This window comes from Pseudooceanicola nitratireducens, assembly GCF_900109195.1.
Classification (GTDB): domain Bacteria; phylum Pseudomonadota; class Alphaproteobacteria; order Rhodobacterales; family Rhodobacteraceae; genus Pseudooceanicola; species Pseudooceanicola nitratireducens.
In genome coordinates this window covers 1-14283 of the sequence record NZ_FNZG01000005.1, presented here as the reverse complement: position 1 = coordinate 14283, position 14283 = coordinate 1, and the positions used below count along the sequence as shown (strand labels likewise).

At 64.2% G+C, this 14283-nt stretch carries 13 protein-coding genes; 5 read left to right on the top strand and 8 right to left on the bottom strand.

Going from position 1 to position 14283, the window contains the following annotated elements; genetic code table 11:
- The first annotated feature begins 118 nt into the window (after positions 1–118).
- Entirely contained in the window at positions 119–946 is an 828-nt protein-coding gene (panB, locus tag BMX99_RS16500; protein WP_093454464.1) for a 3-methyl-2-oxobutanoate hydroxymethyltransferase, read from the top strand.
- A complete protein-coding gene (gene panC, locus BMX99_RS16495) occupies positions 943–1797 on the top strand; it encodes a pantoate--beta-alanine ligase (RefSeq protein ID WP_093454462.1) in 855 nt (284 codons plus the stop codon). The genes panB and panC overlap by 4 nt, the downstream gene beginning before the upstream one ends.
- On the opposite strand, the gene BMX99_RS16490 is transcribed toward panC, so the two are convergent.
- From BMX99_RS16490 to BMX99_RS16455, 8 genes are all read right to left on the bottom strand, one after another.
- Positions 1782–3308 carry a class I adenylate-forming enzyme family protein gene (locus BMX99_RS16490; protein ID WP_093454460.1) on the bottom strand — a complete coding sequence of 509 codons (1527 nt, stop codon included), beginning with the start codon at positions 3306–3308 and terminating at the stop codon, positions 1782–1784. The genes panC and BMX99_RS16490 overlap by 16 nt on opposite strands.
- Positions 3309–3318: 10 nt before the next feature.
- Positions 3319–4659 (bottom strand): TRAP transporter large permease, encoded by a 1341-nt coding sequence (locus BMX99_RS16485; RefSeq protein WP_093454458.1) that lies wholly within the window; start codon positions 4657–4659, stop codon positions 3319–3321.
- A gap of 18 nt (positions 4660–4677) precedes the next feature.
- Positions 4678–5169: a TRAP transporter small permease gene (locus BMX99_RS16480; RefSeq protein ID WP_093454456.1), complete on the bottom strand. Its 492-nt coding sequence runs from the start codon at positions 5167–5169 to the stop codon at positions 4678–4680.
- A gap of 76 nt (positions 5170–5245) precedes the next feature.
- Positions 5246–6304 carry a C4-dicarboxylate TRAP transporter substrate-binding protein gene (locus BMX99_RS16475; RefSeq protein WP_170848847.1) on the bottom strand — a complete coding sequence of 353 codons (1059 nt, stop codon included), beginning with the start codon at positions 6302–6304 and terminating at the stop codon, positions 5246–5248.
- A 123-nt stretch (positions 6305–6427) separates the two neighbouring features.
- Positions 6428–7405, bottom strand: coding sequence for an NAD(P)H-dependent flavin oxidoreductase (locus BMX99_RS16470; protein WP_093454451.1), 978 nt, complete (start codon positions 7403–7405; stop codon positions 6428–6430).
- 31 nt (positions 7406–7436) lie between these two features.
- Positions 7437–8594, bottom strand: a complete 1158-nt coding sequence (locus BMX99_RS16465; protein ID WP_093454449.1) for a CaiB/BaiF CoA transferase family protein — start codon at positions 8592–8594, stop codon at positions 7437–7439.
- Positions 8595–8659: 65 nt separating this feature from the next.
- Positions 8660–9103 (bottom strand): MarR family winged helix-turn-helix transcriptional regulator, encoded by a 444-nt coding sequence (locus BMX99_RS16460; protein WP_244525660.1) that lies wholly within the window; start codon positions 9101–9103, stop codon positions 8660–8662.
- 117 nt (positions 9104–9220) lie between these two features.
- Positions 9221–10123 (bottom strand): SDR family NAD(P)-dependent oxidoreductase, encoded by a 903-nt coding sequence (locus tag BMX99_RS16455; RefSeq protein WP_093454447.1) that lies wholly within the window; start codon positions 10121–10123, stop codon positions 9221–9223.
- Between the two features lie 120 nt (positions 10124–10243).
- Here BMX99_RS16455 and BMX99_RS16450 point away from each other — a divergent pair, with 120 nt between their 5' ends.
- Genes BMX99_RS16450 through BMX99_RS16440 form a run of 3 tightly spaced genes read left to right on the top strand, consistent with a single transcriptional unit; the run spans position 10244 to position 13781 of the window.
- On the top strand, positions 10244–11398 hold the full coding sequence (locus BMX99_RS16450; RefSeq protein ID WP_093454444.1) for an acyl-CoA dehydrogenase family protein: 1155 nt from the start codon (positions 10244–10246) through the stop codon (positions 11396–11398).
- On the top strand, positions 11395–12987 hold the full coding sequence (locus BMX99_RS16445; RefSeq protein WP_093454441.1) for a long-chain-fatty-acid--CoA ligase: 1593 nt from the start codon (positions 11395–11397) through the stop codon (positions 12985–12987). Before BMX99_RS16450 ends, BMX99_RS16445 begins: the two co-directional genes overlap by 4 nt.
- Positions 12984–13781, top strand: a complete 798-nt coding sequence (locus tag BMX99_RS16440) for an enoyl-CoA hydratase/isomerase family protein (protein WP_093454438.1) — start codon at positions 12984–12986, stop codon at positions 13779–13781. Before BMX99_RS16445 ends, BMX99_RS16440 begins: the two co-directional genes overlap by 4 nt.
- The last annotated feature ends 502 nt before the right edge of the window (positions 13782–14283 follow it).

The following is a 14283-nucleotide window of genomic DNA, read 5'->3' as shown; positions in this document are numbered from 1 at the left end:
AATCCGCCGCGCACGGATATGACTTTTTCGTATAGGCAAACGTAATAATATTGCGCTGCACTTGCGAAAAGAGCCCCAAACAGGTATCCCCTCGGAAGCCTGTCTGAGGAGGACCGACATGAGCCAATCCGCCCCGCAACGCAGCCTGACCGCGTCCGACATCCGTGCGCGCAAGGGGTCCGATCCGCTGGTCTGCCTGACGGCCTATACGACCCCCGTGGCCCAGCTGGCGGATGCAGACTGCGATCTGGTTCTGGTCGGTGACAGCGTCGGCATGGTGCTGCATGGGCTGCCCTCGACCCTTGGCGTGACGATGGAGATGATGGTGCTGCATGGCAGCGCCGTCGCCCGGGGCCTGAGCCGCGCGCTGATGGTCATCGACATGCCCTTCGGCAGTTACGAGGAATCCCCCGCCCAGGCCTTTCGCAATGCCGCCCGGCTGATGGCCGAAACCGGGGCCGGCGCGGTCAAGCTGGAAGGCGGCGCGCATATGGAGGACACGATCCGCTTTATCGTCGATCGCGGCATCCCCGTCATGGCGCATATCGGCCTGACACCGCAGGCGGTGAACGCGCTTGGCGGCTACAGGGTGCAGGGGCGCGGCGCGGATGCGGACCGGATCCTGGAAGACGCCCGTGCGGTGACCCGCGCCGGGGCGTTTTCAGTCGTGCTGGAAAAGGTGCCCGCCGCGCTGGCGGATCAAATCACATCCGAAATCGCCATCCCCACGGTCGGCATCGGGGCGTCCGCGGGCTGTGACGGGCAGATCCTTGTGATCGACGACATGCTGGGCCTGTTCGACGCCTTCAAGCCGAAGTTCGTGAAACGCTATGGCGATCTGGCCAGCGATGCGCGCACCGCCATCCGCACCTACGCGGAAGAGGTCCGCGCCCGCAGCTTCCCCGCCCCCGAACATGTCTTTTCCCAGGAGGAACCGGGCACATGAAGATCATCCGCACCAAGGCAGACCTGCGCGCCCTGACCGAAAGCTGGCGCCGCGCCGGAGAAACCATCGGCGTCGTGCCCACCATGGGCGCGCTGCATGCCGGGCACCTGTCCCTGGTGGAACGGGCCTGCGCCGAAAACGACCGGGTGATCGTGACGCTGTTCGTGAACCCCAAGCAGTTCAACAACCCCGAGGATCTGGCGAAATACCCAAGGACCGAAGACAGCGATGCCGAAAAGCTGACGCCCTATGGCGCGGATATCCTTTATGTGCCCGATGGCGCGCAGATGTACCCCGAAGGCTTTGCCACGACCGTGTCGGTGACCGGCGTCAGCGAAGGCCTGTGCGGCGGGGCGCGCCCGGGGCATTTCGACGGGGTGGCCACGGTGGTGACCAAGCTGTTCCTGCAAACCGACGCCGACCGCGCCTATTTCGGGGAAAAGGATTATCAGCAGCTGCAGGTGGTGACCCGCTTGGCCCTGGATCTGGACCTGAAGACCCGCATCGTCGGCTGCCCGACCGTGCGCGAAGACGACGGGCTGGCCATGTCCTCGCGCAACCTGCGCCTGGATGACAGCGCCCGCGCGACGGCCCCGGTAATCGGACGCGTTCTGGACCGGGCGGCCGCGTCGATGAGCGCCGGTCAACCGGCCGAAGAGACCCTCGCCCGCGCCCGCGAAGACCTGGCCCGGGCCGGCATGGGCGAGGTTGACTACCTCGAGCTGCGCGGCGATCCGGACCTGAAGCTGATGACCCACGCCGACCGCCCGGCCCGCCTGTTCCTGGCGGCCTGGCTGGACGGCGTGCGCCTGATCGACAACGTGGCGGTTGCGCCCTACGCGTCCCAGTAGGGGGCGCGCAGGTCCTTCTTCAGGATCTTGCCGATTTCGCTGCGCGGCAGCTCGTCCATGGCGATGACCTTGGACAGGCGCTGCGTCTTGCCCAGTTGGTCGTTGGCCCAGGCGCAGACCCCTTCCGGGGTCGATCCGGCGTTTTCGGCCAGCACCACGAAGCCCAGGGGCGTTTCGCCCCAGACGTCGCTTGGAATGGCGATCACGGCGGTGTCGGTGACATCGGGGTGGCTGCGCAGCACGGCTTCCAGGTCGGCGGCATAGATGTTGAACCCGCCCGAGATGATCATGTCCTTCTTGCGGTCCATCAGGTGCAGGAAGCCGTCTTCGTCGATCCGGCCCATGTCACCCGAGCGGATGTACTGGCGGCCCTCGCCATCGGTCCACAGCAGTTCGCGCGTCTTCTCGTCGGCGTTGTGATAGGCGGGCATCATCGAAGGCGCACGGCCGACGATTTCACCGAATTCCCCGGCGGGCAGTTCCTTGCCCTGCTCGTCGATCACCCGCATGTCGCAGCCTTCGCCGGCGCGGCCGACGGTGTCCCACTTGTCGGGAAACTCGCGGCAGTTCAGCGCGGTGGAAATCCCGCCCTCGGTCATGCCGTAGACCTCGATCAGGTTGCCGGGCCAGCGGTCCATGATCTTCGCGATCAGCGATCCCGGCAGCGGGGCCGAGGTGCAGAACTTCATCTCATAGCTGCTCAGGTCATAGTCGTCGAAGGTGGGTTCCGCCAGCAGGCGCATGTATTGCACCGGCACCAGCGTGGCGTGGGTCGGTGCCAGCTCTTGCGAGAGCTTGAGGAATTCGACCGTGTTGAACTTGGGCATGACGATCAGCGTCGCGCCCAGCAGAAGCGTGGGCAGCATCGCGAACAGCGTCGTGTTGGAATAGATCGGGGTCGAGATGATCATCCGGGCGTTTTCGGTCAGACCAAAGCGCGTGATCCGGGCCAGCTGTCGCGACCGGAACTGGTGGTCGTGGATGATCCCCTTGGGCAGGCCGGTCGTGCCCGAGCTGTAGATGATGTTGAACAGGTCCCCCGGCGCGATCTGCGCCGGAACCGCCGGTTCCGCATCCGCCGCCCAATCCAGAAGATCGGCCAGCGGATAGACCTGTTTCGCACCCAGGCCCTGCGCGACCTCCAACTGCGTCGGAGAGGCAAAGACCATCGACGCGCCGCTGTCCTCGACCATGCGGGTCAGCGCCGCGCCGGTGGCCGAGAAGGGCAGCGGCACCATGCAGGCCCCTGCCGACAGGACGGCGCAATACAGCACCACGTTCTCAAGCGAGTTTTCGGCAAGCGAGGCGACAAAGCCGCCCCGCCCGATGCCCTGTGCCCGCAGCTTTCCGGTGACCTGTGCCACCATCACGCCGAAGTCGGCCCAGCTGACCGTGCGGCCCGAGACGATCACGGCGGGCTTGTCGCCCAGCCGGGCCGCGTTTGACGCGACCTCGGCCCCGAAGTTCAGCAGGATTTCATTGTCGATCGCGGGCGGGGTAAAGCGGATCATGGATCAGACCTCAGTTCATTGACATCGGGATGGCAAGCGACAGCCAGGGGATGGCGACCAGCAGGGTCAGCACCACCAGGTCGATGCCCAGGAACCGCCACAGACCCGAGAAGATCTTGCCGATCTCGACCTTGCCTTCCAGCACACCGGCCAGGACAAAGACGTTCAGGCCGACGGGCGGGGTGATCAACCCGATCTCAAGCAGCTTGACGATGACCACGCCGAACCAGATCAGGTTCATGTCGTAGCTTTCCACCATCGGGATCATCAGCGGCAGGGTCAGGACCATGATGCCGACCGGGTCCAGGAACATGCCCAGCACCAGGTAGATCACACAGACCATGATCAGGAAGACGACCGGACCGATGGCCGCGTTGTCCAGCAGGCCGACCAGCGAATTCGACAGGCCGGTCAGGGCGATCAGAGCGACGAAGATCTTGGCACAGGCCGCGATGAAGAAGATCGCGCCGGTGGTCTCCATGGTTTCGCGCAGCAGCGGGATCACGTCGCGCAGGCGGATCAGCCGGCGCGAGACACCCAGGATCGTGGCGAACATCAGCGAAATCGCCGCCGCCTCGGTCGCGGTGAAGATGCCGCCATAGATGCCGCCGATGACGACGACGAACAGCAGGACCGCGGGCCAGCAGCGCAGCGCGGCGGTGATGCGTTCGTTCATCGGCGTGACCTCGGTCGGGCGCGGCGCGATCTCGGGGCGTTGCTTGACCCAGAGCACGATGACCAGCGTATAGCCCAGCATCGAGATGACGCCCGGAAGGAAACCCGCCAGGAACAGCTGGCTGATCGAGCTTTCGGTGAAGATGCCGTAGATGATGAACAGCACCGACGGCGGGATCAGCGACCCCAGGGTGCCGCCCGCCGCCACGGATGCCGTGGCCAGGCGCGGGTCGTAGTTCAGCCGCAGCATTTCCGGCGTACAGATCCGCCCCATGGTCGAGGCACAGGCGATCGATGACCCCGAGATCGCCGAGAAGCCGCCACAGCCCGCGACCGACGCGATGGCGACACCGCCGGGAAGACGGGCCAGCCAGACGCGCGCGGCCTCGTAGATCTCGGTGGTGATGCCGGCCTTGTAGGCGACGTGACCAAGCGCGATGAACAGCGGGATCATCGACAGGTCATAGCTGTGCACCAGGTCAAAACTGGACGAGAACGACAGCGACAGCGTGGTCCAGAAGGCGCGCTCGGGCATGAAGGTGCCGGTGCGGAAGGCAAAGACGGTGAAGATTGCGACGACGGCAACGCCACCGATCGCGAACGAGATGGGCACACGGATCGCCAGCAGAAAGATGACGACGGCGCAGGAGATATATCCGACGGTAGCCAGATCCATTGTAACTGTCCTTTCGGCCTAAAGCTTTTCGGGGGCGGGCTTGCCCGAAAGGGCAGCGCGAAGATCGACCCAGAGAACGTGGATCAGCCGAATTTCAAAGAAGGCGATGGCGATGACGAACAGCGCGCGACCCGGCCACTTGGGCCACATGAAGACGCCGCCGTAATGCGCGTTGGAATTGAAGGTTTTCCAGAACTCCATCCAGCCGGCCAGCAGCAGGGCCGAGGCGATGACAACCCCGATCAGGGCCGCGAAGACCGCGATCCACCGGTTCAGGGCGGCGGGAAAGAGGTTGGCGATCACTTCGATGGCGATATGGGCGCGGGCTGCGGTGGCCCCGGCCAGCGGGAACAGGATCGCGGGGATCATCAGTTCCTGCACCATGATGATGATGTCGGGCACGCCGGTCTGGATGACCTCGCGGGCGACGATATTGGCCGTGATCAGGATGCACAGCAACACGATGGCAATGGCCGCCACCGTATCGAGAAGATGCTCGATGCGTTTCATGGTCGGGTCCGTTTTGTCGGAGAGTTTTGGAAATCGGCCCGGCACGCAGGGCGCGGCCGGGCCGGAAGATCAGGGATCAGCCGCGTTCCCAGGGAAGACCTTCGGTCTCCATCACGGCGGTCCACTTGTCGATCAGCTCGTACAGCTCGGCCATCAGGGCGTCACCGTCCATGCCGACAGCAGCCATGTCGGCCTTCCAGTTCTCGATCGAGGGCTGGAACAGTTCGGACATGCGGGCATAGTCCTCTTCGGGCAGCTCGACCAGCTCGGCCGCGCCTTCGCCTTCGGTCAGGGTCTTCATCGCCGCGATGTCGGCCTCGGCCAGTTGCTCGGCGTAGTAGTCCATCGTGTCACGACCGACCTGGCGGATGATTTCCTGCTGCTCGGGCGTCAGGCTGTTGAAGGTATCCTTGTTGACGACGGTCGCAAGGCTGGCCAGCGAGGAAAAGCGCATGTCGGTGATCGTGTCGATCAGCTCATTCAGCTTGGACGCCACGGTGTAGTAGGCGTAGGACACCGAACATTCGACCAGGCCGGTTTCCATGCCCTGGTAGACGTCGTAGATCGGCATCGAGACAAGGTTGCCGCCCAGTTCGCCGAAGATGTCGGTCGAGGAGCCGGTGTGCGCGATCTTCGTGCCCGGCGCATCCGACAGCTTGCGGATACCGTCACCGGAACAGACCAGGATGCCCGGCGTCAGCGAGAAGGTCAGGATGTATTCGACGTTCATCTCGTCCAGGCGGGCCTGGACCTTTTCATTGGTGGTGAACAGTTCGTACATCGCCTGCATCATCACCCAGGGATGCGCGGGCTTCAGCTGAAGGCCGGCCATCTGCAGCTCCGGGAATTCCGATGCGGAATAGGCCCCGATGATGACGCCCATGTCGGCCACGCCCAGGCCAAGCGACTGCAGCGCGGCGTTGGTCTTGAACAGGGCACCGCCCCAGTTCTGTTCGACCTTCACTTCGCCGCCGGTGCGTTCGGTGATCTGTTCAGCGATATAGCTGACGGCCTTGGCGCGCACGCCCCGGTTCGGCCCGGGTTCGTTGGCGATCAGCGTGGTTTCCGCCTGGGCCGCCAGAGCCATCACCGAAACCGAGGCCGCAGCCAGGATATTCTTGGTAAATGTCTTCATTGTCTTCCTCCCTATCGTCGGACTTTTGTCCGATCCTCCTTCGATTTGCATAGCAAGATAATAGTTATCTAGCAATCTAATTGTGCAGACTCTCCCCCGTCTGCACCGGTGGCCGCCGCCGCCTTAGCGGGCGGCGAGCGTGGCGTTCAGCCGTTCTTGCGCGGCGATGAACTCGGCTTCCAGGCGGTCGACCAGCTGGGCGGTGGTCACGGTGGACTTGACCGCGCCGATGCCCTGGCCCGACCCCCAGATCTCTTTCCAGGACTTTGGTTTTTCACGGTTTTCCGCAAAGCTCATCTTGCTGGGGTCCGACATCTCAAGCGCGTCGGGGTCCATGCCCGCCGCCGCGATCGAGGGTTTCAGGTAATTCCCCCAGACCCCGGTGAAGAGGTTGGAATAGACGATGTCGGATGCGCCGTGTTCGGTGATCATCTGCTTGTAGCCGGGAACGGCGTTCGCCTCTTCCGTGGCGATGAAGGCGGTGCCAGCGTAACCGCCGTCCGCCCCCATGGCCAGCGCGGCCAGGATCGAATCCCCCTTGGCGATGGCACCGGACAGGAACAGCGGCCCGTCGAACCATTCGCGGATCTCCTGGATCAGCGCAAGCGGCGACTGCGCGCCCGCGTGGCCACCCGCGCCGGCGGCAACGGCGATCAGACCGTCGGCCCCCTTTTCGATCGCCTTGTGGGCGAAGCGGTCGTTGATCACGTCGTGCAGCACCACCGCGCCACAGGAATGCGCCGCGTCATAGACCCACTTCTGCGCCCCGAGGGACGTGATCCAGACCGGCACCTTGTGCTTCACGCACAGCTCCACGTCGCGTTCCAGCCGGGTGTTGGACTTGTGCACGATCTGGTTGACCGCAAACGGGGCCGAGGGACGGTCCGGGTTCGCGTCGTCATAGCGCGCCAGGTCGTCCTTGATCCGGGTCAGCCATTCGTCCAGCGACTGGCCGTCCTTTTCGCGGGCGTTCAGCGCCGGGAAACTGCCGACGACGCCGGCCTTGCATTGTGCGGTCACCAGTTCGGGTGTCGAGATGATGAACAGCGGGCTTCCGATCAGCGGAATGCGCAGGTTCTTCATGACGGCGGGCATGGTCATTGGTGGGTCTCCTCCCCCTTGTCGGCGTCGCTCAGGACACCGTGCCTTCGCGGAAATAGGTGTCGATGTCGTCCGGGCCGATCCCGGCCTCTTCCAGGACCTGGCGGCTGTGCGCGCCGGGCACCGGCGGCCTGTCGGGCAGCGGTGTCTGCGACGTGGCAAAGCGCGGGGCGGGCATGGGCTGCGGGTCCTGGGTTCCGGTAAAGATGCCGCGCGCCTGGTTGTGCGGATGCGCCGCCGCTTCGGCCGGGCTGAGCACAGGGGCGAAACAGGCGTCGGTGTCCTGCAGCAGCGCGACCCAGTGATCGCGGGGCTGGGCCTTGAAGATCTGGGTGAACTTGGCGCGCATGGCGGGCCAGGTGCTGCGGTCCTTGCGGTCGCCCAGGTCGGCCTCGGTCAGGTTCAGCTTGTTCAGCAGAACGGCCCAGAACTGCGGCTCCAGCGATCCGATGGTGATCCAGCCGCCGTCGGCGCATTCGTAGACCCCGTACCAGGGCACGCCACCGTCCAGCGCATTGGACTGGCGTTCATCCTGCCAGACGCCCATGGCGCGGCGCGAATAGATCATCGTCATCAGGGCCGAGGTGCCGTCGACGATCGCGGCATCCACCACGTCGCCCTGCCCCGATCGCGCGGCCTTGAGCATCCCCGTGACCATGCCGAAGGCCAGGAACATGCCGCCGCCGCCGAAATCGCCCAGCAGGTTCAGCGGGAAGGACGGTTTCTGCCCCGCCTCGCCGCTGGCCCAAAGCGCGCCGGTCAGCGCGATGTAGTTCAGGTCGTGCCCGGCGGTATGGGCGATCGGACCGTCCTGGCCCCAGCCCGTCATGCGGCCATAGACCAGGCGCGGATTGCGGGCGCGACAGATGTCGGGGCCCAGGCCCAGACGCTCCATAACGCCGGGGCGGAAGCCTTCAATCAGCCCGTCGGCGGTTTCGATCAGCTGCAATGCCAGCTCGACCGCGCCGGGGGCCTTGAGGTTCAGTGCCAGCGACTTGCGGCCGCGCGCCATGAAATCCAGACCATAGTCGCCCTGCGCGGTCGGAGACGACGCGCCGGGGCGTTCGATACGGATGATCTCGGCCCCCATGTCGGCCAGCATCATGCCCGCAAAGGGGCCCGGTCCGATCCCGGCAAATTCAATGATGCGCAGCCCCGCAAGCGGGGGCGCGGATGCGTCCATCGGCATCGCGTCATCCTTTTGTCTGATTGGGCACGCCCCGGCGGACCGGGACGCGTCTATCGATAGAAGGTCTAGCGGTTGGCCAGGGCCGCGCGCAGGTTGTCGCGCATGCGGCTCAGCACCTTTCCGGTGGTCTCCAGATCCGCCTGTTCGATCCCGACATTGGCAATCTCGTCCACGTCATAGATCGTCTTGGTCATGATCTTGACGATGGCCTTGGCCTGGTCGGTGGCAAACACACGGTTGGAGCGGCGATCTTCGGGGTCGGTGCGCCGTTCGACGTAGCCGCGCGCCTCGAGCCGGTCGATCAGCTTCGAGGTGGTCACGGTCGCCACCTCCAGCCTCTCGGCCAGTTCGGACTGGCGCAGTCCGTTCTCGCGCAGCAGATGCACCAGGACCCAGCCCTGCGACATGGTCATGTCATGCGGCTTCAGCAGACTGTCGAACATGATTGCCCGAAACCTCGCAATGTCCTGATAGAGAGGATTGTAATCCTCGCCCAGAGACACCTTCACCGGCTTATCCTTGACCGTATCGCCCAAGACTGCGTTTCCCTTCCGAAATCTGATCCCATGGCCCGCCGTGGCAGACCATGGAACAGCATAGTTTCGCCAGACCCAAAGGTCTAATCCTTAGATCGGATCCCAGCTGAAAACGTCGCCCGAGCGTTCCAGTTCGTGGAAACTGGCCTTCATCGCCGGGATCGCATGATCGCGCACGGTCTCCGGGGTCCAGCCTTCCGAACGGTGCACCGACCGGATCGGACGCGGCTGCGACATCAGGAAGATCTCGTTGTTGCGGATGCAGAAGATCTGACCGGTGGTTTCGCAGGTCGGATCCGCCAGGGCAACACACAGCGGCGCGATCTTGGCCGGCGTCATCTCCTTGATGCGCTCGACACGGGCCTTCTCGGCCTCGGTCTTGGCGGGGATGGTGCCGATCAGGCGCGACCAGGCGAAGGGCGCGATGCAGTTCGACCGCACGTTGAAACGCGCCATGTCCAGCGCCAGCGACTTCGACAGGCCAACGATGCCCATCTTGGCGGCGGAATAGTTCGCCTGGCCAAAGTTGCCGATCAGCCCGGAGGTCGAGGTGAAGTTCAGGAAACAGCCCGAGGCCTGCATCTTGAACTGCTTGGCCACGGCCTGCGCCATGTTGAAGCTGCCCTTCAGGTGCACGGCGATGACGCTGTCCCATTCCTGTTCGGTCATCTTGTGGAAGATGACGTCACGCAGGATACCCGCGTTGTTGACCACCACGTCGATGGTGCCGAATTCGTCCATGGACTGTTCGTACATCGCGTTGGCGTCTTCGATCTTGGCCACGTTGCCAAAGTTCGCGACGGCCTCGCCTCCGGCGGCCTTGATTTCGTTCACCACCTCTTGCGCCGGGGTCGCATCCGCCCCGTCACCATCGGCGGCACCGCCCAGATCGTTCACGATGACTTTTGCGCCACGCGACGCCATCATCAATGCGATGTCGCGGCCGATTCCCCGGCCCGCGCCCGTCACGATGACTGCCTTGCCTTCCAGCATGGAATGTCTCCTCCTCGTCAATTCCCTGTCGTATGTAATTAGCTTGATAATTAATTGCAAGCTAATTATGAAGACCTCAACACGCCGAGGTGGAGTCGGCAGGGATTGGAGGAGACCCGCATGTTCAAGCGCACCATTTACAACGAAGACCACGAGATGTTCCGCGATCAGGTCCGCCGCTTTGTCGAGGCCGAGATCACGCCGCATCATGCGCAGTGGGAAAAAGACGGCCGCGTCAGCCGCGAGGCCTGGAAGAAGGCCGGCGAAAACGGGCTGCTCTGCGCCGCCATGCCCGAGGAATACGGCGGGGCCGGTGCGGATTTCCTGTTCTCTATGGTGGTGATGGAAGAACTGTCCGCCGCCGGGGCCATGGGGCCAGGCTTTTCGCTGCATTCCGACATCGTCGCGCCCTATCTGCTTCACTACGGGTCGGAAGAGATCAAGAAGGAATGGCTGCCCAAGATGGCCCGGGGCGAGGCGATCGGCGCCATCGCCATGACCGAACCCGCCGCCGGATCCGACGTACAGGGTATCAAGACCACCGCGGTGCGGGACGGCGATGATTTCGTCATCAACGGCCAGAAGGTGTTCATCACCAATGGCGGCAACTGCGATATCCTGGTCCTGGCCTGCAAGACCGACCCGAAACTGGGGGCCAAGGGCACCTCGCTGATCCTGGTGCCGGCGGACACGCCCGGCTTCACCAAGGGGGAAAAGCTGCTGGATAAGGTCGGCTGGAAGGCCCAGGACACGGCCGAGCTGTTCTTTGACAACGTCCGCGTGCCCGCGACCAACCTGCTGGGCGGCGAAGGGCGCGGCTTCTACCAGCTGATGGAACAGTTGCCGCAGGAACGTCTGCTGCAATGTGTCCGCGCCTCTGCCGCGCTCGAGGCCGCGCTGGATTGGACCGTGGATCACGTCACCACCCGCAAGGCCTTTGGCCAGACCATCGGTGATTTCCAGAACACCCGCTTCAAGATCGCCGAGATCAAGGCCCAGGCCGTTCTGATGCGCGTCTTCGTCGACAAATGCCTGGAAATGCACGTCGCCGGCGAGTTGGACGCCGTGGACGCTGCCATGGGCAAGATGCTGACCTCGGAAACGCTGTGCCAGTGCCTTGATACCATGCTGCAGATGTTCGGCGGCTATGGCTACATGTGGGAATATCCCATTGCCCGCGCCTGGGCCGATGCCCGTGTCGGCCGCATCGCCGGCGGCACCGGTGAGGTGATGCGCGAGATCATCGGCCGGTCTGTCCTTGGGGGGAAGAAATGAACCGCTTCCCCGACCTGATCCGGAAATACGCGTTCAAGCATCCCGACAAGAAGGCCACGCATTTCGAAGGGCGCGACTTCACCTATGCCCAGTTCCGCGACCGCATCCAGGCCATGGGCCAGGTGTTGGCGGACAAGGGCGTGAAGCCCGGCGACCGCGTGGCCTACCTGGGCCAGAACTCGCACTGGCTGGTCGAGATGTACTACGTCCCCTGCGTCATCGGCGGCATCCTGGTGCCGCTGAACTATCGCCTGTCCGAAGACGAGATGGTCGATGTCATCGCCGACTGCACTCCGCAGGTTCTGGTGGTCGACCGCCACTTCGTGCCCCGCGCCGCCGCGCTGATGGACCGCTGCCCGTCGCTGAAGCACCTGATCTTTGCCGATTGGGACGACACGGCCGAAGACCTGCCTTCCGGCACACCTTCGTATGATGCGCTGATCGCGGCCACGCCCAAGGTGGCCGACGATGCCTTTGACGACCGGGCCAGCCATTCCAACGACACGATGATCATCTTCTATACCTCGGGCACCACCGGTGTGCCCAAGGGGGTGATGCTGTCCCATGCCAACCTGCTGGTGAATGCCACGGGCTCGGGCCATTTGTATGGCTATGTCGACACCGACGTGCTTCTGCTGTCCGGGCCGCTGTTCCACCTGGGCACCGGCAGCCGCGTCTACACCGCAATCGCCTATGGCACGACCATGGTGATCCAGCCCCGGTTCGAGGTCGAGGAAACCATGCGCATGATCCAGGATCAGCGCATCACGACCATGACGCTGGTGCCGACCATGCTGGCGATGATCATGGACCACCCCCGGTTTTCGGATTTCGATTTCTCGTCGATTCGATGCCTGACCTACGGGGCCTCTCCGATGCCGCTGGCGCTGATGGAACGCGCACTTGATGCGATCCCGGGCATCGTCTTCTGCCAGGGCTACGGGATGACCGAAACCTCGCCCGTGCTGACGGTACTGACACCCGCCGACCACATGCCCGGCAACCCGATGATCGGCAAGCTGGGGACCGTGGGCAAGCCCGTGGTCTACGCCGACGTGCGCATCGTGGACGAGAACGACAATCCCGTGCCGACCGGCCAGAGCGGAGAGGTCATCATCCGCGGCCCTCAGGTCATGAACGGCTATTGGAACCGCCCCGAGGACACCGCCCAGGCGCTGCGCGGCGGCTTCTATCACACGGGTGACGCGGGGTTCCTGGACGAAGACGGCTATCTGACCCTGGTCGGCCGCACCAAGGAGATGATCATCTCGGGCGGGGAAAACGTCTATCCGATCGAGACCGAGAATGCGCTCTCCAAGCATCCCGCCGTTGCCCAGGCCGCCGTCATCGGCGTCCCGCACGAGAAATGGGGGGAAATGGTCTATGCAGTCGTCGCCCTGCATGACGGCAAGGAGGCGTCCGAGGAGGACCTGATCGCCTTCTGTCGCCAGAAGATCGCCGACTACAAGGCCCCGCGCGGGGTCACCATCTGGGACGGCGCGCTGCCGCTGTCGCCCACCAACAAGATCGACAAAAAGGCGATCCGGGCCGCCGTGCTCGCCGCCCGCACGGAAAGGCAAAACGCATGAGCGATCCCATCCGCATCACCCGCACCGAGGGTGTCGTCCAGATCGAGATGACGGAACCCAAATCGCGCAACGCCCTGTCCGACGCCATGCGCGAGGCGCTGCATGACACCTTCCACGGCCTGTCCACGGACGCGCAGGTCAAGGCCGTCATCTTCACCGGGTCCGAAGGCGTCTTCTGCGCCGGCGGCGACCTGAAGAAGATGCTGGAAAACCATAAGGCCGGTCTGGTCTCGGGGGCCGAAGACATCATCCCCCGGATGAAGCACCTGCATTCCTGGATGAAGAAGCTACGCGATCTGCCGGTTCCGGTGATCGTCGCGGTGGATGGCCCGGCCTATGGCGCGGGGCTTGGCCTGGCGCTGACCGGGGACATCATCCTGGCCTCGGACCGGGCGTCGTTCAACGCGTCTTTCTGCAAGGTCGGCGCGGTGCCGGACGGGAACCTATTCTATTCGCTGCCCCGCATGGTCGGCCTCCAACGCGCGCGAGAGATGTTCTATACCGGCCGCACCGTGCACGCGCCCGAGGCGAAAGAGATCGGCATCTGCATGGAGGTCACCACCCCCGAGGCCCTGCTGCCCCGCGCTCAGGAGATCGCCGCCCAGATGACCCAGACCTCGCGCACGGCCTATGGCCTGACCAAGGCGATTTCCGCCCGGTCTCTGGAGCTGGACAGCGACACGCTGCTGGACATGGAGGCGCAGGCCCAGTCGATCTGCCTGACGTCTGAGTATCACAAGGACGCCATCGACCGGTTCACCCGGAAGGAAGCGCCGCGGTTCAACTTCAATTGACCGCGCCTTCCCGGGATCGGGCACCAAACTTCCCGAGACTTCGCCGCCGACCTTCGGGTTGGCGGTGTTTTTTGTTGTGTAGGATGCGCGGCAACTTTGCGGCACACCTCCCCACAACCGGCTCACCAGCTTTAGCGGTCGTTACCCTGGGAACCTCGGCTCGCGGCTGCCACGCCCGAACTTTTCCCGAAAAGGGCAGCGTCCGGCACGCGGGGGTGATCAGGCATCCCGGAAATCGTTTAGTGGACGATTTCGCCTGATCACGGGCGGAGCCCAGGGGCGCACCTTCACCACAACCGGCGATCTGGCTTCAGAGGTCATCGCATAGGGCAGCGTCCGGCACGCGGGGTGGCGCAAAAGCGCCGCCCCAGGGGGGCGGGACGGCGCTGCCCGGCGTAAACGCCGGGCGGAAATTTTAATTGGCGTAGGTAGAACAGAAAGGCTTCCAAAAGCCTGCGCCAAAGAGCTAAGGGAAAGCTCGCTCAACCAGCAGCCCCCCCCC